Raw genomic sequence first — 20,830 nt, 5'->3', positions numbered from 1 at the left:
CTTGGAGTGCACTCTCATGAAAATGACCACAGAAGAAGCATTCGTCAAAACGCTGCAGATGCACGGCATCCAGCACGCGTTTGGCATCATCGGTTCGGCAATGATGCCGATCTCGGACATCTTCCCCGCGGCGGGCATCACCTTCTGGGACTGCGCCCACGAGGGTTCGGGCGGCATGATGGCAGACGGTTACACCCGCGCCACCGGCAAAATGTCGATGATGATCGCGCAAAACGGCCCCGGCATCACCAACTTCGTGACTGCTGTCAAAACCGCTTACTGGAACCACACCCCGGTACTGCTGATCACCCCGCAGGCGGCAAACAAGACCATCGGTCAGGGCGGCTTCCAGGAAATGGAACAGATGCGCATGTTCGCGGACTGCGTTGCCTACCAGGAAGAACTGCGTGACCCGAGCCGCGTTGCCGAAGTTCTGAACCGCGTCATCCTGCAAGCCAAGCGCGCCTCGGCTCCGGCCCAGATGAACATCCCGCGCGACATGTGGACCCAGGTTGTCGACATCGAACTGCCCAAGATCGTCGAATTCGCAGCCAACGCCGGCGGCGACTCGGCTCTGGACGAAGCGGCAGCCATCCTGTCGGACGCCAAATTCCCGGTCATCCTGAACGGCGCTGGCGTTGTTCTGGCAGACGCGATCCCCGCATCGGCCGAACTGGCTGAGCGTCTGACCGCACCGGTCTGCGTTGGCTACCAGCACAACGACGCCTTCCCCGGCTCGCACCCGCTGTTTGCCGGTCCTCTGGGCTACAACGGCTCCAAAGCAGGTATGGAACTGATCTCGAAAGCAGACGTTGTCCTGGCTCTGGGCACCCGCCTGAACCCGTTCTCGACCCTGCCCGGCTACGGCATCGACTACTGGCCGACCGACGCGAAGATCATCCAGGTTGACCTGAACCCTGACCGTATCGGCCTGACCAAAGACGTCACCGTCGGCATCGTGGGCGACGCCAAGAAGGTGGCCGAAGGTCTGCTGGCCCGTCTGGGTGACAGCGCAGGTGACGAAGGTCGCGAAGACCGTAAGAACCTGATCGCCACCACCAAATCGGCATGGGCACAGGAACTGAGCTCGCTGACCCACGAGAACGACGATCCGGGCACCACCTGGAACGAGCGTGCACGTGCGGCCAAGCCGGACTGGATGTCGCCTCGCATGGCATGGCGCGCAATCCAGCAGGCTCTGCCGACCGAAGCGATCATCTCGTCGGACATCGGCAACAACTGCGCCATCGGCAACGCCTACCCGTCGTTTGAAGAAGGCCGCAAGTACCTGGCACCTGGCCTGTTTGGCCCTTGTGGTTACGGTCTGCCCGCTGTCATCGGCGCGAAAATCGGCTGCCCGGACGTTCCGGTTGTTGGTTTCTCGGGCGACGGCGCATTTGGTATCGCCGTGAACGAACTGACCGCGATTGGCCGCGAAGAATGGCCCGCCGTGACCCAGATCGTTTTCCGCAACTACCAGTGGGGCGCTGAAAAGCGTAACTCGACCCTGTGGTTCGACGACAACTTCGTCGGCACCGAGCTGGATCAGCAGGTCTCCTACGCTGGCATCGCTCAGGCCTGTGGTCTGAAAGGTGTTCAGGCGCGCACTCAGGACGAGCTGACCGCCGCCCTGAACCAGGCGATCGAAGATCAGAAGAACGGCATCACTACCCTGATCGAAGCCATGATCAACCAGGAACTGGGTGACCCGTTCCGTCGTGACGCGATGAAGAAGCCGGTCCGCGTGGCAGGCATCGACGCCGCAGACATGGCCGACCAGCAGGTCTAAGAAAAGAAGAACAGGAGCCGGGACGTATGACCCTAACACCGATTGAGCTGTTGACGGCAAACGCCCCGGCAACCCGCCCTGTTGTTTCTCTAAGCGAAGGCAGTGATCCCCGCATCGTCGCGGGGGCGCTGGCCGCCCACAAGGCCGGATTGGCCGATGTAATTCTTGTTGGACCGCAAGCCGAGGTTGAAGCTGCGTTGCAGGCCGAAGGGGCCTCCGCATCTGACGGCGTTGCCATCCACGATCCCGCAACCTCGGACCTGACCGAGGAATTCGCAAATGTTTATTTCGAACTCCGCAAGCACAAAGGCGTCGACGAGGCTAAGGCCCGCGCCGCCGCTGAAACACCGCTGGTGTATGCTGCAATGCTGGTGCGCACCGGCCGCGCCACTGGCACGGTTGGCGGTGCCGTTCACACCACAGGCGACGTTGTCCGCACCGCGATCCAGGTGATCGGCATGGCCCCTGACGCGGGCATGGTGTCATCCTTCTTTCTGATGTACCCGCCCGAAAACGCCCAACCCGGCGCGCGGGCGATGCTGTATTCCGACTGCGGCTTGGTTATCGACCCCAGCGCTGCGGAACTGGCCAAGATCGCCACCGCCTCGGCCACTTCGGCCCGCGCTCTACTGCAGACCGAACCCAAGATCGCGATGTTGTCGTTCTCGACCAAAGGCAGCGCAAAACACCCGGCCGTCGATAAGGTGATCGAGGCGACCGAAACTCTGCGCGCCAACGCCCCTGACCTTCAGGTTGACGGCGAGCTGCAGTTTGACGCCGCTTTTGTCCCTTCGGTTGGGGCGCGCAAGTCACCAGGTTCAGATGTGGCCGGTCAGGCCAATGTCATGATTTTCCCCAACCTCGACGCGGGGAACATCAGCTACAAGATCACCCAGCGGATTGGCGGCTATTCCGCCATCGGCCCGGTGATGCAGGGCCTCGCCAAGCCCGCAAACGACCTGTCCCGTGGCTGCAGCGCCGAAGATGTGACCCAGATCATCGCTGTAACCATCCTGCAAGCTGCAGGGACAAAATAACGAATACACCGCTGTTTTCAGGAACAGTGTTTTCAATTTGGGAAGAAACGGGCACGTTTCTCCCGATGCAAAGGACAGGACCCGCCAATGACTCATCAGCAGCCGATCCTCAACACTTCGCCCAAGGTCTCGGACGAGATCAGGCAGACCACTTGCTACATGTGCGCATGCCGCTGCGGCATCAACGTGCACATGAAGGACGGCAAGGTCGCCTATATCGAAGGCAACCGTGATCACCCGGTGAACAAGGGCGTTTTGTGCGCCAAAGGGTCCGCTGGGATCATGCAGGTCAACGCGCCGTCGCGCCTGAAGGCGCCGATGAAACGTGTCGGCCCCCGCGGGTCGGGCGAGTTCGAAGAAATCAGCTGGGACGAGGCGCTGGACATCGCGGCGGGCTGGCTAGAGCCGATCCGTCACGAGAACCCCGAGAAACTGGCGTTCTTCACCGGTCGTGACCAGTCGCAGTCCTTCACCAGCTTCTGGGCACAGAACTTTGGCACGCCCAACTATGCAGCCCACGGTGGCTTCTGCTCGGTTAACATGGCCGCGGGCGGCATCTACACCATGGGCGGCGCGTTTTGGGAGTTCGGTCAACCCGACTGGGACCACACCAAACTGTTCATGTTGTTTGGCGTTGCCGAAGACCACGATTCCAACCCCATCAAGATCGGCCTGGGTAAAATCAAAGCACGCGGCGCGCGCGTCATCGGCGTGAACCCGATCCGCTCGGGTTATAACGCCGTTGCTGACGACTGGGTTGGCATCACCCCCGGCACCGACGGCCTGTTCATCCTGTCGATGATCCACGTGTTGATGAAAGCGGGCAAGATCGACCTGGATTACCTCAGCCGCTACACCAATGCGCCGGTCCTGATCGACGCCACCGAAGGTGCGACCAAAGGTTTGTTCCTGCGCGACGAAGACGGCAAACCGCTGGTCATCGACCGCAACACTGGCGAACTGACTGCATTCGACAAGCCGGGCGTCCGTCCCGACCTGTCGGCGACGTATGAAAAAGACGGTGTAACTCACCGCCCGGTGTTCCACGGCATGGTCGAGCGCTACTTGTCTGACGAATACGCACCCGAGGCTGTCGCCGAGCGCTGCGGCATCCCCGCCGAGCGTATCCGCGCCATCGCAGGCGAACTGGCCCGCGTTGCCTTTGACGAGGCGTTTGAGCTGGACCAAGAATGGACCGACTTCCGCGGTGAAAAACACACCAAGATGATCGGTCGCCCGGTTTCGATGCACTCGATGCGCGGTGTTTCGGCCCACGCCAACGGTTTCCAGACCTGCCGCGCACTGCATGTGCTGCAGATCATCCTGGGCACGGTCGAGGTTCCCGGCGGCTTCCGCTTCAAACCACCGTACCCCAAACCGGTCGAGGCGCACCCTGCCCCGCACTGCAAAGTCACCCCGGACGCGCCGCTCGATGGCCCGCACCTGGGCTTTGTCCGTGGCCCGGAAAACCTGGCCCTGAAAGAAGACGGCAGCCCGGCGCGGATCGACAAGGCGTTCACCTGGGAAAACCCGATGTCCAGCCACGGACTGATGCATATGGTGATCTCGAACGCGCATGCGGGTGACCCCTACAAGATCGACACGCTGTTCATGTACATGGCGAACATGTCGTGGAACTCGTCCATGAACACCAAAGGTGTCATGGAGATGCTCACCGACAAGGATGAGAGCGGCGAATACGTAATCCCGCGCATCATCTATTCCGACGCCTACAGCTCGGAAATGGTGGCCTATGCCGACCTGATCCTGCCCGACACCACCTATCTGGAGCGCCACGACTGTATCTCGCTGCTGGATCGCCCGATTTGTGAGGCGGACGCAGCCGCAGACGCCATTCGCTGGCCGGTGATTGAACCGGACCGCGATGTGCGCGGCTTCCAGACCGCTCTGGTGCAGCTTGCCAACAAGATGAAACTGCCCGGTTTCACACATGAAGACGGCTCTGCCAAATGGCAGGACTATGCCGACTACATCGTGAACCACGAACGCAAGCCGGGCATCGGCCCGCTCGCCGGTTTCCGCGGTGAAAACGGCGACAAGGAAGGTCGGGGCGAAGTGAACCCCGAGCAGCTGGATCGTTACATCGAAAACGGCGGCTTTTACGTGGCCCACATCCCTGAGGGTGCGGATTACTACAAACCCTGGAACACCTCCTATCAGGAATGGGCCGTTGGCATGGGCATCTATGACAAGCCCGAGCCATATCTGTTCCAGCTCTATTCCGAGCCGATGCGCAAATTCCAGCTGGCCGCCGAAGGTCACGGCGAGCGCCAGCCCCCGGATCACCTGCGCGAGCGGATCAAGGAAAAGCTGGACCCGATGCCAATCTGGTACGAGACCGACCAGCACGGCAACGAGGGCTTCACCGTCAACGCGCTGACACAGCGTCCGATGGCGATGTACCACTCGTGGGGCACCCAGAACGCCTGGCTGCGTCAGTTGCATGGCCGCAACCCGCTCTATGTGCCGACCAAGCTGATGCGCGAGAATGGCCTGCAAGACGGCGATTGGGCCAAAGTCACCTCGCCCCACGGTGAGATCACCGTGCCGGTGATGGAGATGGCGGCGCTGAACGACAACACCGTCTGGACCTGGAACGCGATCGGCAAGCGTAAAGGCGCCTGGGCTTTGGAAGAGGACGCGCCCGAAGCGACCAAAGGCTTCCTGCTCAACCACCTGATCCACGAACTGCTGCCCGCCAAGGGTGACGGTCTGCGGTGGGCCAACTCGGATCCGATCACCGGTCAGGCCGCCTGGTTCGACCTGAAGGTCAAAATCGAGAAAGCAGGCGCACCCGAGGATCTGGCAGAAAGCCAGCCGGTCTTTGAACCGATCAAATCACCGGTGGGAACCGGTCCCAAGAACCTGGCGTGGAAGGTAGGCAAATAATGACCCAACTCCCCCAATCCACTGACCGCAAAATGGGTCTGGTGATCGACCTGGATACCTGTGTCGGTTGCCACGCCTGCGTGATCTCGTGCAAAGGCTGGAACACCGAAAACTACGGTGCACCGCTGTCGGATCAGGATGCTTATGGCGGTAACCCGTCAGGCACATTCCTGAACCGCGTGCACAGCTTTGAGGTGCAGCCCGAACAGGGCCATGCGCAGCTGATCCACTTTCCCAAGTCCTGCCTGCACTGCGAAGACGCGCCTTGCGTCACCGTTTGCCCCACCGGGGCCAGCTACAAGCGGGTCGAGGACGGCATCGTGCTGGTCAACGAAAGCGATTGCATCGGCTGTGGCCTCTGTGCCTGGTCGTGCCCCTACGGCGCGCGCGAGTTGGACGCGACCGAGGGCGTGATGAAGAAATGCACCCTGTGCGTTGACCGGATCTACAACGAAAACCTCGAAGAGGTTGATCGCGTTCCGTCCTGCGTGCGGACCTGCCCCGCCGGTGCCCGTCACTTTGGTGATCTGGGTGATCCCAACAGCGACGTATCCAAGCTGGTCGAAGAGCGTGGCGGTATGGACCTGATGCCCGAAATGGGCACCAAGCCCGTCAACAAATACCTGCCGCCCCGCCCCAAGGACACAGTGGAAGAACAAATCGACATCCTCGCGCCGCTGCTGGCCCCCATCGCAGAAGAGCCCAAGGGCTTCATGGGGTGGCTGGACAACGCCCTCGACAAACTCCCCGGAGGTAACGCCTGATGCATCCCGCACCTTCAGTTATCGTATTCACCACCCTGTCGGGTCTGGGCTTTGGCCTGCTGCTGTTTTTAGGTCTCGGCTATCCTGACGTGACTGGCTGGGTCGCCTTTGTCTTCTTCGCCATCGCCTATGCGCTGGCGGTTGGCGGGCTGATGGCGTCGACCTTTCACCTGGGCCACCCGGAACGCGCGATGAAGGCGTTCACACAGTGGCGCTCCAGCTGGCTCAGCCGCGAAGGCTGGTGCGCGGTCATCGCCCTGCTTGTCATGGCGCCTTATGGGGCCGGTCTGGTGTTTCTAGGCGAGACATATACTGCCTTGGGTTTGATCGGCGCGCTGTTCAGCCTGCTGACGGTCTTCACTACCTCGATGATCTACACTCAGCTGAAAACCATCCCGCGCTGGAACATGAAGTTGACCCCGGCGATGTTCCTGTCGTTCAGCCTTGCAGGCGGTGCGCTGCTGGCCGGTCAGGTCAACGCGGCCTTGGTTCTGCTTGCCATCGCGGCATTGGTGCAACTGGCCTATTGGAAACAAGGCGACGTGGCCTTTGCCAACTCGGGCACCAACATGGGCACCGCCACCGGTCTGGGCTCGCGCGGCACCGTGCGCGCCTTTGAACCACCGCACACCGGTACCAACTATCTGCTGCGCGAATTTGTGCACGTGGTGGGCCGCAAGCACGCCGCCAAGCTGCGAATGATCTCGTTTGTGTTGGCCTTCGTTCTGCCGATCTTGATCCTGTTGGTCTCGCCCCACCACTTTGGCGCGCTGATCGCGGTGCTGTCGCATCTGGCCGGGATCGCCACATCGCGTTGGCTGTTCTTTGCTCAGGCCGAACATGTGGTTGGCCTCTACTACGGCAAACGCTGATTGATCTGAAAAGAGCCTCGATTTCGAGGCTCTTTTTTTGTGGCCATGTCACAAACACCCGCGCTGCCCCGTCCTGTTGGTATTCACCCCCAACCACGGAGCAAAACATGCACCCCCGTTTGAACCCTTTTGCTACCGCGCCCACCCTCATGCAGCCGATGCTGGATATGGAGGAAGCGCTCAAGACCTCACCCCTTGATCACTTGCTGATCGAATTGGTCAAACTGCGCGTCTCGCAAATCAACGGCTGCGCCTATTGCATCCACATGCACACCCATGATGCCCGCGCGCATGGCGAGAGCGAAGATCGGATGCATCTGCTGAACGCCTGGCGTGAATCTCCGCTCTATTCCGACAAGGAACGCGCTGCACTGGCCTGGGCCGAGGATTTGACGCGGATTGACCGGACCGGCGCACCTGATGCGACCTATGCCTCCTTGGCCGCGCATTTTGACGAGATCGAGCAAGTCGCTCTGACCCTGCTGATCACAACCATCAACGCCTGGAACCGGATTGCCATCGGCTTTGCCACCCCACATCCTGTCGGACAGGAGGCCTCTGCCGCGTGACCCAACCTTTGCCAGATACTCCGGATCAGGCATTCGTCGATCTGCAGCCGCGCTTGTTCGCGGTTGCGTATCGCATGCTGGGCACGGTCAGCGATGCCGAAGACGTCGTCCAAGAGGCCTACCTGCGCTGGCAGCGCGTTGATCAGCGCCATGTGCAGGACAGCACCGGCTACTTGATACGCATAACCACACGGCTGTGTCTGGACCACCTTCGCACTGCCAAGACCCGGCGCGAGGCCTACACCGGGGAATGGCTGCCCGAGCCGCTGGTCACTGATGACGCCACCGAGCGGCTGGACCGGGATGTGTCGATCGCGCTGCTCTTGTCACTGGAGCGTCTGACCCCGCTAGAGCGCGCGGCCTTCCTGCTGCATGATGTTTTCGAACATAGCTATGATGAGCTGGCACAGGCTTTGGAGCGCAGCACCACGTCGTGCCGACAGTTGGTCAGCCGTGCGCGCAAACATGTGCAGCAGAACAAGCCCCGTACAAGAGTCGACGACGCCACAGGACGCAATCTAATCAGCGCTTTCTTTTCGGCTGCCAAGAGCGGGGACACCAACGCGCTGACCCAACTGCTGGCTAAGGATGTACGCCTGCATTCCGATGGGGGCGGCAAGGTTCTGGCAACCCTCAACCCCATCTTGGGGCGGGACAAGGTGATCCGATTTTTTGCTGGCCTCGCACGCAAAACAGCAGGCTATCCGGGCTTGCGCTGGACGTTGTGTGAGCTGAACGGCCAGCCCGCAATCGTCAGCCGGGAGCCGGGCGGCATTCTGCAAGCGGCGTCTTTTGAAATTGAAGAGGGGCGGATTGCCAAGATTTACATGACCCGCAATCCTGACAAGACCCGTCATCTTGCGCGGGTCTTAGAGTAACCCCCGCCGCGACGCGCAGCGGGGGTATTAGAGTTTAGAGCAGACCTGCGTGTGCCATGGCCGCGTCGATGGCGACTTTGGTGCTGTCTTCCAGACCGGTCAGCGGCGAGCGGACCTCTTCGCTGCACAGGCCCAGTTTCGACAGCCCGTATTTTGCACCCACCAGACCCGGCTCGATAAAGATCGCCTCGTGCAGCGGCATCAGCTTGTCCTGATACTCCAGCGCCTTGGCATAGTCGCCCACCAGCGTTGCCTGCTGGAACTCGGCGCAGAGTTTCGGCGCCACGTTGGCCGTGACCGAGATACAGCCCACGCCGCCATGCGCGTTAAAGCCTAGCGCAGTCGCGTCTTCACCCGACAGCTGGCAGAAGTCTGCACCACAGCTTGCGCGTTGCTGGCTAACGCGAGCAATGTCGCCGGTCGCGTCCTTGACGCCGACGATGCGCGGCAGTTTAGCCAGTTCGCCCATGGTATCCGGGGTCATGTCGACGATCGAGCGACCGGGGATGTTGTAGATGATGATCGGAATTTCGGCGCAGTCATGTGCTGCGGTGAAATGCGCCGCCATGCCGCGCTGCGTCGGCTTGTTGTAGTAGGGCGTGACGACCAGCGCCGCATCGGCACCAACACGGGCTGCAAACTCGACAAAGCGAATCGTCTCGACCGTATTGTTCGACCCGGCTCCGGCGATGACCGGCACGCGGCCCGCGGCGGCCTTGACCACCTCGGCAATAACGGCTTCGTGTTCGTCATGGCTCAGCGTTGGGCTTTCGCCGGTGGTGCCAACAGGAACCAGGCCGGTCGAACCTTCGCTGATCTGCCATTCCACCAGGTGTTTGAGCTTGTCCAGGTCCAACTCACCATTGAGGAACGGGGTGACGAGGGCTGGCATAGAGCCTGTGAACATTGGGATGCTCCCTGGTTGGCAATGCGGGCAATGGCCCGCCGAACTTGCATTCTTTCGGGATTGTGTGTTGATCCCGGCCGAACACGGCTTAACGTAACAGGCTCTAGCCTTGGTTGATCGGGAAATGCAAGTGATGACACGCGTTCTGGCCGCTGTTATGGCCCTAATCCTGTTTAGCACTGCGGTGTTGGGCCCTGCACTGGCAGGTCCGGCCGATGATCTGAAGCTGGGCCTCAAGGAAATGCGGGCCGGGAACTGGAACGAAGCGCTGCGCGTGTCGGGTGGGCGCGGGTCTGTCCCGCGCGACATCATCGTTTGGCATTGGCTGCGCAAGGGGTTTGGAACCTCGGGCGATGTTCTGGTGTTTCTGGAACGGCGACCAGATTGGCCGGGCTTGGATTTTTTGCGCCGCAAGAGCGAGCCCTCTTTCACCAATGCCGACCCGGATCGGGTCCTGAAATTCTATGCCGAAGTGCCCCCGCAAACGGCCGAAGGCGCGTTGAACTATGCCGCTGCCTTGATGGCCAAAGGACAGCGCGGCGATGCCGAGGCGGAATTGGTCAAGGCCTGGCGCACCATGCCGATGGGCAGCGGGTTGCAAAAGGACTATCTGGAAAACTTCGGCAAGCTGCTGAAACCGCATCACGCAGCACGGCTGGATCGACTGATCTGGGACGAACACATGATCAGCTCGAAACGCATGTTGCCGCTGGTCAGCGAAGGGCAGCGCAAGCTGGCCGAGGCGCGGATCGCCTTGTTCGAAATGGCCCCAGGGGTGGATGCCAAAATCACCGCGATCCCAAAAGAGTTGATGGATTCTCCGGGACTGGCTTATCAACGCTTTGTCTGGCGCGATCGCAAAGAGTTGGACGCAAGCGCCGTGGACCTGATGCTGGAACGTTCCACCAGCCCAAAAGCTTTGGGTGAGCCCGACAAATGGGCCCCGCGACGGCGCAGGCTTGCCCGGTTGGAAATGCGCCAAGGCAATCATCAGCGGGCTTACCGCGTGGCCGCGCGCCACCACATGACACCGGAAATGGGCTATGCTTATGCCGATCTTGAATGGCTGGCGGGTTTCATTGCTTTGCGCAAGTTGGGGGATCCCGCGACGGCGGCCAAGCACTTTGAAAACTTCGATGCTGCCATCGCTTCGCCCATTTCAAAGGGACGCGGCGGATATTGGAGGGGTCGCGCCTATGCCGAGATGGGCGACATCGACAAGGCCCAAGCCGCCTTCGCAGATGGAGCAAAGTATCAAACGTCATTCTATGGGTTGTTGGCGGCTGAACAGATCGGGCGCGAGTTTGACACAGACCTGGCCAATCCACCCAAGAACCCACCCTGGCGGGAAGCACCGTTCATGAAATCCAGTGTGCTCGAAGCCTCGCTTCTGCTGCTGAGTGCAGGCGAGAAGAACCTGGCAGAGCGGTTCCTGACTCATCTGGTCGAAGACCTGCCGCCCGAACAGGCCGCCCAACTGGGCGATATGGTGATCGACATGGGCCAGCCCCATTTGGCGGTCATGATCGCCAAACGCGCGGCGCGCACGGGCCTCGTGATACCGGCGGCCTACTACCCGCTGCACCCGGTGGCCAGCAAAGAGCTGCCCATGGCCGAAGAGATGACACTGGCGATCGCACGTCGTGAAAGCGAATTTGATCCGGTGGTCATCAGCGGCGCAGGCGCACGCGGGCTGATGCAGGTGATGCCTGCAACGGCCAAGCTGGTTGCAACCGACCTGGGCTTGCTCGGTGGGCACAAGACCGACCGGCTGACGCGAGATTGGGAATACAATGCCGTGCTTGGGGCCAACTATCTGGCCGGCCTTGCAGGTGATTTCGTCGGCAATGTGGTGATGATGTCGGCCGGCTACAACGCGGGTCCGCGCCGACCTATTTCTTGGATGGAACGTTTTGGCGATCCGCGCACCGGCACCCCGGACATGATCGACTGGATCGAGCACATCCCGTTCAACGAAACCCGCAACTATGTCATGCGGGTGACCGAAAGCCTGCCGGTCTACCGCGCCCGCCTTGGCAAGGATCCCCTGCCGATCCCGTTCTCGAAAGAGTTGTCAGGGTCGACTTTGCGCGCGTTCGCGCCAGAGAGTGAATAGGCCAGCGCCCACGATCAACGCGGTGCCGATGACAACGGCATCGCGCAATGTCTCGCCAAAGATCGCAATGCCCAGCATCGCCGCCCACAACAGGTGGAAATAGGCAAAGGGCTGCACCGCGCTCGCTTCGGCCATCTCATAGCATTTGATCAGCAACCAATGCCCTGACACCCCTGAGACGCACAGCAATGCCATCCAACCCCAATCGGCAGGTTCCATGGGTTCCCAGAACCACATACCAATTGCAGTCATGACCACGGCACCTGCGATGCCGGTCCAGAAAAACGACGTCGCGGTGCTGTCTTTGCGCGCGGCATAGCGCGTGAGCAGGCCATAAAGCGCAAACATCAAGGCCGAGATCAGCGGGATGATTGCCGCCGGATTGAACACGCCCATGCCCGGTTGCAGAATGATCAGCACACCCACGCAGCCAACCCCGATCGCGGCCCACCGGCGCCAACCAACCTTTTCACCCAGCACAGGCCCGCTGAGCGCTGCAACCAGAAGCGGGTAGCAGATGAAAACGGCCTGGCTTTCGATTAAGCCGAGTATGGTGAAGCCGTAAACAGCAACGCAGATTTCACCCGCCAAGAGAATTCCGCGAAAGATCTGCAACACCAGTTGATCGGTTCGCGCAGCCGCGCGCACGCCACCTTGCGTACGCGCCGCCAAAGCCACAACAAAAGCCGCAAAGAACCAATAGCGTATCATCACCACCATGTACGTGTTGTAGGTACCCGCCAGATGGCGCGAGATGCCATCCTGCAAGGCAAAGACCACGGTCGCGCCCAGCATCAGGGCAATGCCCGCAGGGATGTTGTTCTTTTGCGTCAATCCAAAACTGCCCGTGTCATATGCCGTTTGCGTCCGTATCCGGGGGTGCGTGTGACGGTGAACCCCGCCGCCTCTAGCCCCCGGCGCACAAAGCCCGCTGCGGTATATGTGGCAGCTGTGCCGCCGGGTGCTGTGTGGTTTGCGACATGGGCCATCAAATCCGACTCCCACAGTTCGGGATTTTTGGCGGGCGAGAAGCCGTCCAGAAACCAAGCATCCGCGGCACCGTCCCAAGTTGCAAGCGTCTGTCGGGCGTCGCCCTGGATCACTTCCACTTGGACCGTCCCCAGATCACAGGCCTCGCCGTTCCAGACAGCCAGAAACCGCGCGGACCATTCCGACAGATTAGGAAAGGCCTGCAGCGCGCGCGCCATGTCGGCTGGATCCATCGGGAAAGCCTCGAAGCTGGTGAAGCGTAACGGTGTGGTCTGCCCCGACCGTTCCCATTCGGCCCAGACGGTCAACATGTTCAGTCCGGTGCCAAATCCCAGCTCTGCAATATGAAAACCAGGGGCAAAGCGCGCGGGCAGGTCGCTGCCTGCCAGAAAAACATGGCGTGTTTCCTCTAGCCCGTTCTGAAGCGAGAAATAGGGGTCATCGAACCGGTCCGAGACGGGAATGGAGTCGTCCGTCCAACTCAGTTCCGCGCGCTGGTCAGTCATGGCATTATCCCCTAAAGGCTGGTGAAACAGCGCGACACTGACGAAGGCGGCAAAGATTGGCAATGGCAGATGTGACGATACGCGGGGCCGGTATCTTTGGCCTGTCCATTGCGTGGATCTGCGCCCGGCGCGGCGCAAAGGTGCAGGTGCTCGACCCGTTTGGCCCTGGTTCTGGGTCCAGCGGCGGTCTGGTCGGGGCCTTGGCGCCGCATGTGCCTGAAAACTGGAACGCCAAGAAAGCCTTTCAGTTCGACAGCCTGATCATGGCTGAAGGATTTTGGAAAGACGTCGAGGCTGTTGGCGGTGTCTCCCCCGGTTACGGTCGCTTGGGGCGACTGCAGCCGATTGCAGACGAACGGATCTTGGAATTGACGCATCGGCGGTCCGAGACAGCCAAGGACTTGTGGCAAGGCAAGGCCGAGTGGCGCGTCCGGCCTGTGTCCGAGATGGGTGGCTGGTGCCCCCCCAGCCCCACGGGCTACGTGATCCATGACACACTAAGCGCTCGCATGCACCCGCGTCAGGCCTGCACGGCTTTGGTCGCGGCCCTGCAAACGATGGGCGTGAGCGTGACAGCATCGGGTGGGGACAGCGGTCAGGTCATCCATGCCACTGGAGTTGCTGGATTGTTGGAGCTGTCCGAGGGTAAGGGCAAAACAGTCGGCAATGGCGTCAAGGGACAGGCCGCGCTGCTCCGGTTCGACGCTGGAGAGGTACCGCAGCTCTTTGCCGATGCGCTGCATTTCATCCCACACTCCAACGGAACACTGGCGATCGGATCGACCTCGGAACGCGACTATGATGCACCCGATACCACGGACGAACAACTAGACGACGTGCTGGACCGCGCCGTGCGCGCCTTGCCTCTGCTGCACGGGGCCGAGGTCATCGAACGTTGGGCGGGCGTCCGCCCCCGCGCCAAAAGCCGCGCACCGATGCTGGGTCCGCATCCTCTGTTTCCAGGTCATTTCATTGCCAACGGTGGTTTCAAGATCGGCTTCGGCATGGCGCCCAAAGTGGCACAGGTGATGGCCAATTTAGTGCTCGAGGGTCGTGACGAGATTCCGGACGATTTTCGACCAGAGAAGAGCTTGTAACTCGGAAAGGCTCCCGCCGGTCGGTCGTGCATCAAAGATGCCCGCCTTCCGTTGGGCCGGGCCGCCGCGCTGTGCGCGGCGGCGGGCAATGCGCCGAGCCGGTAGGCGAGGCGCCCGGCCCAAGGCCGCTAGCCGGGCTGACGCAGTCAAGATGGCTCGGGCGCGGGAGCACCCCCGCGCTTTTTTCAGGCCCTGTCAAAGTATCACGCCGCAACCACGGCGACCGCTTGCATGCACTGCCGTCCGTCTGGCCCCCGGACCCAAAGGTCATTGCCGTTTCGACAGAACTCCGCCTGTTCGAAGTGCATCAAGGGCGAAGATGCGCGGAACGAAAATTCGGCCAGCGGCCCCATAACCTCGGTCGCCAACAACATCAGCTTTTGCGCCAATAGAGGGCCATGCACCACCAATCCGGCGTACCCCTCTACGTCGCGCGCATAATCCAGGTCATAATGGATACGATGTCCGTTGAACGTCAAAGCCGAGTAGCGAAACAAAAAAGTCGAATCAAACCTGGCGACCTGCACGTCCGTTTCATCCGTCCTGGCCAGTGGCGGCACGGGGCTTGGCGCACCCGGGCTGGGGTCTTCTCGATAGACCAGGTCCTGCCACTCACTCAGGCACAACACATCGCCCTGAAAGATCTCATGTCTCAGAGTGACAAAGGCCAATGGCCCTGTGCGCCCTTTTTTTGACGCAGCGCTTTCCAGCACCGACCGACGCTCGGCTGCAACCCCTGCCATCAGCGGAGCGGCGAACGACAACCTTCCCCCGGCCCACATCCGTCGTGGCAGCCCCATGTCGGGGATCAGTCCCCCCCCAACCAGAGGATGGCCGTCACGGCCCAACCCATCGGGCGGGCGTGGTGTCCAGAAATAGAGCTGATGGAAAAACGGCGGCAAGGGCAACCCAGCCTCGATCGTGGGCGCCTGCCCCAAAGCCACTTGGAACGCGGCAGCACGCGCCGGGTCCATCACGTCGCCCTGGATTTCGGTCTTGTTTTCGGTCTGGTCAGCAGATGTCATAACAGGCACCTTAAGCAGAACACCGCAAAGGACAATCCATGCCTTCTGTTGCATCCCTCGATCACCTGGTTCTGACCGTTGTCGACATTCCCGCAACCGTTGCCTTTTACGTCGATGTCCTGGGCATGCGCGTCGAAGAGTTTCAGCCGGCAGATGGCTCGCCCCGCACAGCGCTGAAATTCGGGCGACAAAAGATCAACCTGCATCCCGCGGAACGCCCATTTGACCCCAAGGCCATGCACCCTTTGCCGGGTTCGGCCGATCTGTGCTTTTTGACCGATCATACAGCCGAGGACTGGTTGGATCACCTGTCCCAGCTGAGCATCCCCATAGAGGAAGGGCCGGTCACCCGCACAGGCGCAACCGACCCAATTCTTTCGATCTATGTGCGCGATCCCGACAACAACCTGATCGAGATCGGAACAAGAGTTTAACGTGCAGCCTCGGCCCGCAGCTTGTCCATCAGGACCTGCAGCGTCTTGGTGTAATGCGCACTGGTCAGCTGACCGTCGTCGTCGAACTCGTTCGAGCTGTTGGCCAAATGCACCTCGGGACCTTGCAGGATTCGGGGCTGGAACGGCACCATGAATCCGCGCAACACCATCTGCGCGCGCTCGCCGCCTGCGCGACCAGCAGCCGCCGACATTACTGCAACAGGTTTGTCAGCCCAGGGGTTCGCGCCTGTGCGGCTGACCCAATCCAACGCGTTCTTGAGAACTCCTGAGGGGCCCTTGTTGTATTCTGGCGTCGAGATCACCACCGCATCCGCCGCCGCGATCTGATCAGCCAGTGCCTGCACCGCAGCCGGAACGCCCTCGGCGTCTTCGAGATCACCATCATAGAGCGGCAGGTTCAGATCCGCCTCCACATAGGTTTCGGCACCAAACAGACGCGCTGCCTCGCGCAGAAGTTTGCGGTTGGTTGCGTCTTTACGCAGCGAGCCGGACAGGCCCAAAAGAACGGGTGCGGACATCTTGAATACCTCCGAATTGGAAACTTGCCCCTATGTAGCAACCATGGGCAACAGACCAACCCCAACCCGCGCGCAGACCCTGTTCGAAAATCCGCAAGCGGCAGGGAACGCAGCGTCATGACAGTTTTGTCGGCAAGAACAAGGCCACCCCAAGGTCCGGCCCAAGCCGAGGATTGTGAAACGACACTGGCTCACAGCACTTTTGCAAGCTTCTGACGAACGTTTTCTCTCTCTGCTTCCACTCGCGGCACGGAACCTTCTGCGGACGTCCAATTCCGGATTCTTCGATCGCCCCTTGCAACATTACCAGAGTGTTCATGGCAATCCCAGCGAACCGCGCCACTGTGTTTCATAGTTGCAATACCCTGATTTAATGGTTCAATTTCTAGGATTTTGCCGCTTCCCTTCAGTTGCGCGAGAAAATAACCACCCAGCATTCACTATGAGAAAACGGAGTGCGAATGCTGACTGCGAAAATGGGAGCGAGCTTTACAAAAGTTTCTGCAATCGGCGGGGCGCTTACCCTGCTCATGGATCTGGCTCAGCCGCTTTGGCCGATGGCTTTGACAGCTACGTTCGCCTTCTTTTGCCTGACGTTGGTGGCGCTGACAGGCACAGCTTTCAAGGCGACGCGCGGTGTGTCTTCGCCGCTTTCAATCTTCTTTTTTGTGATGTTCTTGCTGTCGCTGGGTACATGGATGCTGCAAAGTGTAGTGCCCGGTGGAACTGACAAAGGTCTACTAGCATCCGAGATCCCTGTATTTTCTCAAATGCAGGATCAAATGCTTGATATCGTGGAAACCAATCGAGAAATCGCGCGCAACACCGCCGTAACTGCCGAACAAACCACGAGAATTGCGGAAAGCAACGAAGAGATTGTCGCGGTAACCAAACGCGAAACCAGCGACAATCCAAAGAAGGAACTGTCGAACCGAGGATTTGGGTGGAACGAACAGGCGTTCTGGGACGCGGTTACAAGTGACGGTTTCGAAGAGGTGCGCTTGTTTCAAGCTGGTGGAATGGACTTTGCCGATAACAGCCGAATGTACAAAATGGCCGATACATCACCAGAAATGGCTGCTCTGCTCACGGAAATATATCGGCCGCTGCCACCCAAGTTCTGCCATCTGTTTCATAAGGTCCGCCCTGGGATGTGGGAGTTTGTCTACGACTATCTCAACCGGCACCGATCACCGCAAGAGTACCTGTATCCGCTGACAAAATCCTGTTCAGATGGTCTTTTTCTAACGCATCTCGACGAGGTCATAGACGGTAACGTATTCGCCGAAATGAGCGAGCATGACTTGGACTGGGTTCGCATCCAGGCGAAAAGGAGCCGTGAACTCTATGGAGAAGAATGGTTGGATGCCGATTATGTACATGAAATCAGGAATGTACTGAGGGGTATGTAGGTCAAGACCTGACGTTGCACCATTGTGTCAAAGAGCTGTTTGCGTCAGGTGGCCAATTGTCGAAAGTTACTATTCTGTCAAGAAATGCGCGCGTCCGCCGTGCCCTTGAACATGCGCTTACGGCGAATATCGGCAAAATGGGCTGCGAACGCAGCATGGCAACAATAGGGTGCTCGGACGTCTTCAAGCCCCTGCTGCGAGATATGCGGCATGGGCCGGACCCCAAGGACGGCCTTGGGGTCGCTCGCGCGTTCTGAGTCAGGTGTTGGTGGGAATCACCACGATCTCGACCCTGCGGTTCTGGGCCTTACCCGCATCATTCAGGTTCGATGCAATCGGGTCATCTTCACCCCGACCGATAGTCGAAATGCGGTTGTAGGGCACGCCACCGGCCTGAACGACGTCAGCAACCGCGTTGGCGCGGCGCTCTGACAGGCCTTGGTTGTATTCCGCAGCCCCATCGCTGTCGGTGTGGCCGATGATCTGAACGCTGCTTTCCGGATACTTCAGCAAGTTTTGCGCAACTTTGTCCAAGTCAGATTGCAATGCTGGGCGAACCGAATAGCTGTCGGTATCAAATGTAATGTCGTTGGGAACAGACACGATCAGGCGGTCGCCAGTGTTGGTGATGGTGATTCCATCATTGGACAGCTCTTGCCGCAGGTCAGCGGCCTGTTTGTCCAGATATGCACCGACCGCACCACCTGCAAAGGCACCAGCGGCGGCCCCGAAGACGGCCGACTTGGCAGACGATCCGGTGATGGCACCGATGCCTGCGCCCAGAATACCGCCGACGATTGCGCCTTGCTTGGTGTTCTGCTTGGGATCGGTTTGCGTGCCCAACTGAGCGGGATCGGTACAGGCGCTCAGGGTCACTGCCGCGCCCAACAGCACGGCCAACGAGGTTTTTGAGATCGACATAGGGTCACCTTCTGCTCAACGGCCCTTTTTGCAGGGCTTTTCGTTTCCCCCACTATATCATGCTTTGGCAGGGAACGCTCAACCGACAATCAAGTGATTTCGGCGGTTCCTTGCGCATTTGAGGCGGAATTGAAGGTTCTGTCGCGATCTTCCCAACGATTTTGCTGATGCCAGACCTCGCGCAAGGCCGCGCCTTGACCGACAAACCGGTCTTCCAGCCAATCACACGTCCAGATCCGATCTGTTCGAAAGTGACGAAACCCACCGCGCAATTCACACCAGGCGGCCAGCATCGTGCATTCCAGGTGATAGATCAGCGCTACGGGGCGGACGACTCGTTCCGTTTCGCGCCCAGCCTCGTCGCGGTAAGTCAGGCGCAGCTTCTGCTCTTGCCGGATGGTAGCGCGCAGGCCCGATTTGGACACACATCCGCGCTCGGCATCATCCAAGGGGGCACCCCAGGGGGCCACTTGCAGCCATTCAGCCGGATCATGCAGATCCTCGATCTTTTGGCAGATCCGCTTGGCCGCCTGCTGCAACGCGCTGTCGCCGGTGCGTTCCAACATCGAAAGGCCCACGCGAAGCGCCTCCAATTCTTCGAGATCGAAATTCAACGGCGGCAGGTCATAGCCACGCCGCATCAGATAGCCCAGGCCCGCCTCGCCCTCGATCGGGGTGCGCATGGCCTGCAACGCCGAGATATCGCGATAGATCGTGCGCACCGACACCTCAAGCTGTTCGGCCAGCACATCAGCCGTCACCGGGCCAGGGGCCGCGCGCAGGATCTGGATGATTTCGAACAGGCGATTGGATCGGTGCATCTGAGTCTCTCCAAGGGTCGTCCTGACACTCTAGCACATCCCCCTGACAACAGGGTGTCAGGATGGTTCTGCTTTGTTCTTGGTACACAGTTAACTGGAGAATGCCGATGTATTCCTATGACCATAAAACCCTGATGACGTTGGGGCTGGAGCGCTGGCAGCGCGAGCCTGCGCCCAAGACATGGCAAATCGAACGCGATGAGATCGCCCGGCGCAGAACCGCCCGGCATCCCGACGTTCCAGCACCAAAGCCTCGGCTCAGGCTTCGGCTCTGGCAGCCTCAAAAGCCAGCATCGCTCGTTTGACGGGCAGACCCCAATGATAACCACCCAGTCCTCCGGATTTGCGCAGGGCACGGTGGCACGGGATGATCCAGCTGATCGGGTTCCGCCCCACAGCCGTGCCCACAGCGCGAACCGCGCGTGGGTTTCCGATGGCCTCGGCGATTTCGGAATAGGTGGTGACCTGCCCTGAGGGGATGCGCAACAGCGCCTCCCACACCTTGATCTGCAGGGGTGCGCCGATCAAATAGAGCGGCGTTGGCTCCAACCGGTCGCTGGCGGCGTTGAAGATGTTCAGAACCCAGGGGCGCAGACGCATGGGGTCTTCGATGTATTCGGCCTTTGGCCAACGTGACAGCAGATCCTCCATCGTGGCCTCGGCAGTGGTTTCTGCGGCAAATCCCACACCGCACACGCCCTTGTCGGTGCCCATGACAAGCGCCGGGCCAAAGGGGCTTTCGAACCACCCCCAATAGACAATCAACCCCTGCCCCTGACGGGCGTATTCGCCGGGGCTCATCGCCTCCCACCGTACAAAGAGGTCATGCAGTCGACCGGTGCCAGAGAGACCCACGCTGTGCGCAGCCTCAAGCGTGGTGAAATGTTCCTGCAATAGCGCCTTGGCGTGGCCGAGGGTCAGGTATTGCTGGTACTTCTTGGGGGACACGCCCACCCACCGCGAAAACAAGCGCTGGAAATGCGCGGGGCTCATGTTCATCTGACCCGCCAGCTGTTCGAGCGACAGGTTCCCCTCGCCCTGATCAATCAGTTCGATGGCCCGACGCATGACGCCGTAGTGATAGCCTTCTTCCCCGGTGCGCATGTTCATCACGAAACCCTTTCATATACTGATTACACTTTAGCGAAGTCGATCCAAACAGCGCGACCCGGAACTTGCGCAACCGCCTGTATTTGGGGTCACTGCAGGATTATGTTAATATTGCGCTCTTTGGACAATTGGC

The 20,830-nt window shown here is 60.1% G+C and carries 19 protein-coding genes; 11 read left to right on the top strand and 8 right to left on the bottom strand.

Features of this window, described 5'->3' with window-relative positions:
* Positions 1 to 16: 16 nt before the first annotated feature.
* The 7 genes from xsc to TRL7639_RS01225 all read left to right on the top strand — a co-directional run bounded on the left by xsc (position 17) and on the right by TRL7639_RS01225 (position 8,819).
* Positions 17 to 1,789: a sulfoacetaldehyde acetyltransferase gene (gene xsc, locus TRL7639_RS01255; RefSeq protein WP_085794000.1), complete on the top strand. Its 1,773-nt coding sequence runs from the start codon at positions 17 to 19 to the stop codon at positions 1,787 to 1,789.
* A 26-nt stretch (positions 1,790 to 1,815) separates the two neighbouring features.
* A complete protein-coding gene (pta, locus tag TRL7639_RS01250) occupies positions 1,816 to 2,826 on the top strand; it encodes a phosphate acetyltransferase (RefSeq protein WP_085793999.1) in 1,011 nt (336 codons plus the stop codon).
* An 87-nt stretch (positions 2,827 to 2,913) separates the two neighbouring features.
* Complete coding sequence (locus TRL7639_RS01245) at positions 2,914 to 5,736, top strand: molybdopterin oxidoreductase family protein (RefSeq protein WP_085793998.1); 2,823 nt, start codon at positions 2,914 to 2,916, stop codon at positions 5,734 to 5,736.
* The gene (locus tag TRL7639_RS01240) at positions 5,736 to 6,500 is read left to right on the top strand and encodes a 4Fe-4S dicluster domain-containing protein (protein ID WP_085793997.1); all 765 of its coding nucleotides are present in this window, start codon (positions 5,736 to 5,738) and stop codon (positions 6,498 to 6,500) included. Before TRL7639_RS01245 ends, TRL7639_RS01240 begins: the two co-directional genes overlap by 1 nt.
* The gene (locus TRL7639_RS01235) at positions 6,500 to 7,372 is read left to right on the top strand and encodes a dimethyl sulfoxide reductase anchor subunit family protein (protein WP_085793996.1); all 873 of its coding nucleotides are present in this window, start codon (positions 6,500 to 6,502) and stop codon (positions 7,370 to 7,372) included. The genes TRL7639_RS01240 and TRL7639_RS01235 overlap by 1 nt, the downstream gene beginning before the upstream one ends.
* A gap of 107 nt (positions 7,373 to 7,479) precedes the next feature.
* On the top strand, positions 7,480 to 7,941 hold the full coding sequence (locus tag TRL7639_RS01230) for a carboxymuconolactone decarboxylase family protein (protein WP_085793995.1): 462 nt from the start codon (positions 7,480 to 7,482) through the stop codon (positions 7,939 to 7,941).
* A complete protein-coding gene (locus TRL7639_RS01225) occupies positions 7,938 to 8,819 on the top strand; it encodes a sigma-70 family RNA polymerase sigma factor (protein WP_110647090.1) in 882 nt (293 codons plus the stop codon). The genes TRL7639_RS01230 and TRL7639_RS01225 overlap by 4 nt, the downstream gene beginning before the upstream one ends.
* Before the next feature lie 34 nt (positions 8,820 to 8,853).
* Here the strand turns inward: TRL7639_RS01225 and dapA are convergent, their stop codons facing one another.
* Positions 8,854 to 9,726: a 4-hydroxy-tetrahydrodipicolinate synthase gene (gene dapA / locus TRL7639_RS01220; RefSeq protein ID WP_085793994.1), complete on the bottom strand. Its 873-nt coding sequence runs from the start codon at positions 9,724 to 9,726 to the stop codon at positions 8,854 to 8,856.
* Positions 9,727 to 9,859: 133 nt separating this feature from the next.
* Here dapA and TRL7639_RS01215 point away from each other — a divergent pair, with 133 nt between their 5' ends.
* The gene (locus TRL7639_RS01215) at positions 9,860 to 11,842 is read left to right on the top strand and encodes a lytic transglycosylase domain-containing protein (RefSeq protein ID WP_085793993.1); all 1,983 of its coding nucleotides are present in this window, start codon (positions 9,860 to 9,862) and stop codon (positions 11,840 to 11,842) included.
* On the opposite strand, the gene TRL7639_RS01210 is transcribed toward TRL7639_RS01215, so the two are convergent.
* Positions 11,801 to 12,637: a DMT family transporter gene (locus TRL7639_RS01210; RefSeq protein ID WP_085796199.1), complete on the bottom strand. Its 837-nt coding sequence runs from the start codon at positions 12,635 to 12,637 to the stop codon at positions 11,801 to 11,803. The two genes, TRL7639_RS01215 and TRL7639_RS01210, sit on opposite strands and share 42 nt — an antisense overlap.
* A 35-nt stretch (positions 12,638 to 12,672) precedes the next feature.
* The gene (gene mnmC2 / locus TRL7639_RS01205; protein ID WP_085796200.1) at positions 12,673 to 13,338 is read right to left on the bottom strand and encodes a tRNA (5-methylaminomethyl-2-thiouridine)(34)-methyltransferase MnmC2; all 666 of its coding nucleotides are present in this window, start codon (positions 13,336 to 13,338) and stop codon (positions 12,673 to 12,675) included.
* A gap of 62 nt (positions 13,339 to 13,400) precedes the next feature.
* Between mnmC2 and TRL7639_RS01200 the strand changes: the two genes are divergently transcribed.
* Positions 13,401 to 14,435: an NAD(P)/FAD-dependent oxidoreductase gene (locus TRL7639_RS01200; protein ID WP_085793992.1), complete on the top strand. Its 1,035-nt coding sequence runs from the start codon at positions 13,401 to 13,403 to the stop codon at positions 14,433 to 14,435.
* A 203-nt stretch (positions 14,436 to 14,638) separates the two neighbouring features.
* On the opposite strand, the gene TRL7639_RS01195 is transcribed toward TRL7639_RS01200, so the two are convergent.
* On the bottom strand, positions 14,639 to 15,460 hold the full coding sequence (locus tag TRL7639_RS01195; RefSeq protein WP_085793991.1) for an HTD2 family dehydratase: 822 nt from the start codon (positions 15,458 to 15,460) through the stop codon (positions 14,639 to 14,641).
* A gap of 38 nt (positions 15,461 to 15,498) precedes the next feature.
* On the opposite strand from TRL7639_RS01195, the gene TRL7639_RS01190 reads away from it, so the two are divergent.
* Positions 15,499 to 15,894 carry a VOC family protein gene (locus TRL7639_RS01190; RefSeq protein ID WP_085793990.1) on the top strand — a complete coding sequence of 132 codons (396 nt, stop codon included), beginning with the start codon at positions 15,499 to 15,501 and terminating at the stop codon, positions 15,892 to 15,894.
* Here the strand turns inward: TRL7639_RS01190 and TRL7639_RS01185 are convergent.
* On the bottom strand, positions 15,891 to 16,433 hold the full coding sequence (locus TRL7639_RS01185) for an NADPH-dependent FMN reductase (RefSeq protein WP_085793989.1): 543 nt from the start codon (positions 16,431 to 16,433) through the stop codon (positions 15,891 to 15,893). The genes TRL7639_RS01190 and TRL7639_RS01185 overlap by 4 nt on opposite strands.
* A 461-nt stretch (positions 16,434 to 16,894) precedes the next feature.
* Here TRL7639_RS01185 and TRL7639_RS01180 point away from each other — a divergent pair, with 461 nt between their 5' ends.
* Positions 16,895 to 17,845, top strand: a complete 951-nt coding sequence (locus tag TRL7639_RS01180) for a hypothetical protein (RefSeq protein WP_085793988.1) — start codon at positions 16,895 to 16,897, stop codon at positions 17,843 to 17,845.
* Positions 17,846 to 18,103: 258 nt separating this feature from the next.
* On the opposite strand, the gene TRL7639_RS01175 is transcribed toward TRL7639_RS01180, so the two are convergent.
* The 3 genes from TRL7639_RS01175 to TRL7639_RS01165 form a co-directional block, all read right to left on the bottom strand.
* On the bottom strand, positions 18,104 to 18,766 hold the full coding sequence (locus TRL7639_RS01175; RefSeq protein ID WP_085793987.1) for a YiaD family glycine zipper/OmpA-like lipoprotein: 663 nt from the start codon (positions 18,764 to 18,766) through the stop codon (positions 18,104 to 18,106).
* An 89-nt stretch (positions 18,767 to 18,855) separates the two neighbouring features.
* Positions 18,856 to 19,587 carry a helix-turn-helix transcriptional regulator gene (locus TRL7639_RS01170; protein ID WP_085793986.1) on the bottom strand — a complete coding sequence of 244 codons (732 nt, stop codon included), beginning with the start codon at positions 19,585 to 19,587 and terminating at the stop codon, positions 18,856 to 18,858.
* 258 nt (positions 19,588 to 19,845) lie between these two features.
* On the bottom strand, positions 19,846 to 20,697 hold the full coding sequence (locus TRL7639_RS01165) for a methylated-DNA--[protein]-cysteine S-methyltransferase (protein WP_085793985.1): 852 nt from the start codon (positions 20,695 to 20,697) through the stop codon (positions 19,846 to 19,848).
* Positions 20,698 to 20,830 lie beyond the last annotated feature (133 nt).

The organism is Falsiruegeria litorea R37 (assembly GCF_900172225.1).
Lineage (GTDB): Bacteria > Pseudomonadota > Alphaproteobacteria > Rhodobacterales > Rhodobacteraceae > Falsiruegeria > Falsiruegeria litorea.
The sequence above is the reverse complement of the archived record's forward strand: the minus strand, read 5'-3'. Positions and strand labels throughout refer to the sequence as shown.

Coding starts and splice junctions, on each gene's coding strand:
- TRL7639_RS01200 (WP_085793992.1), top strand. CDS start 13,401: ATGGCAGATGTGACGATACGCGGGGCCGGTATCTTTGGCCTGTCCATT.
- TRL7639_RS01170 (WP_085793986.1), bottom strand. CDS start 19,587: ATGCACCGATCCAATCGCCTGTTCGAAATCATCCAGATCCTGCGCGCG.
- TRL7639_RS01215 (WP_085793993.1), top strand. CDS start 9,860: ATGACACGCGTTCTGGCCGCTGTTATGGCCCTAATCCTGTTTAGCACT.
- TRL7639_RS01195 (WP_085793991.1), bottom strand. CDS start 15,460: ATGACATCTGCTGACCAGACCGAAAACAAGACCGAAATCCAGGGCGAC.
- TRL7639_RS01245 (WP_085793998.1), top strand. CDS start 2,914: ATGACTCATCAGCAGCCGATCCTCAACACTTCGCCCAAGGTCTCGGAC.
- TRL7639_RS01185 (WP_085793989.1), bottom strand. CDS start 16,433: ATGTCCGCACCCGTTCTTTTGGGCCTGTCCGGCTCGCTGCGTAAAGAC.
- TRL7639_RS01180 (WP_085793988.1), top strand. CDS start 16,895: ATGCTGACTGCGAAAATGGGAGCGAGCTTTACAAAAGTTTCTGCAATC.
- TRL7639_RS01240 (WP_085793997.1), top strand. CDS start 5,736: ATGACCCAACTCCCCCAATCCACTGACCGCAAAATGGGTCTGGTGATC.
- pta (WP_085793999.1), top strand. CDS start 1,816: ATGACCCTAACACCGATTGAGCTGTTGACGGCAAACGCCCCGGCAACC.
- dapA (WP_085793994.1), bottom strand. CDS start 9,726: ATGTTCACAGGCTCTATGCCAGCCCTCGTCACCCCGTTCCTCAATGGT.
- TRL7639_RS01175 (WP_085793987.1), bottom strand. CDS start 18,766: ATGTCGATCTCAAAAACCTCGTTGGCCGTGCTGTTGGGCGCGGCAGTG.
- TRL7639_RS01165 (WP_085793985.1), bottom strand. CDS start 20,697: ATGAACATGCGCACCGGGGAAGAAGGCTATCACTACGGCGTCATGCGT.
- xsc (WP_085794000.1), top strand. CDS start 17: ATGAAAATGACCACAGAAGAAGCATTCGTCAAAACGCTGCAGATGCAC.
- TRL7639_RS01235 (WP_085793996.1), top strand. CDS start 6,500: ATGCATCCCGCACCTTCAGTTATCGTATTCACCACCCTGTCGGGTCTG.
- TRL7639_RS01190 (WP_085793990.1), top strand. CDS start 15,499: ATGCCTTCTGTTGCATCCCTCGATCACCTGGTTCTGACCGTTGTCGAC.
- TRL7639_RS01230 (WP_085793995.1), top strand. CDS start 7,480: ATGCACCCCCGTTTGAACCCTTTTGCTACCGCGCCCACCCTCATGCAG.
- TRL7639_RS01210 (WP_085796199.1), bottom strand. CDS start 12,637: ATGCTGGGCGCGACCGTGGTCTTTGCCTTGCAGGATGGCATCTCGCGC.
- mnmC2 (WP_085796200.1), bottom strand. CDS start 13,338: ATGACTGACCAGCGCGCGGAACTGAGTTGGACGGACGACTCCATTCCC.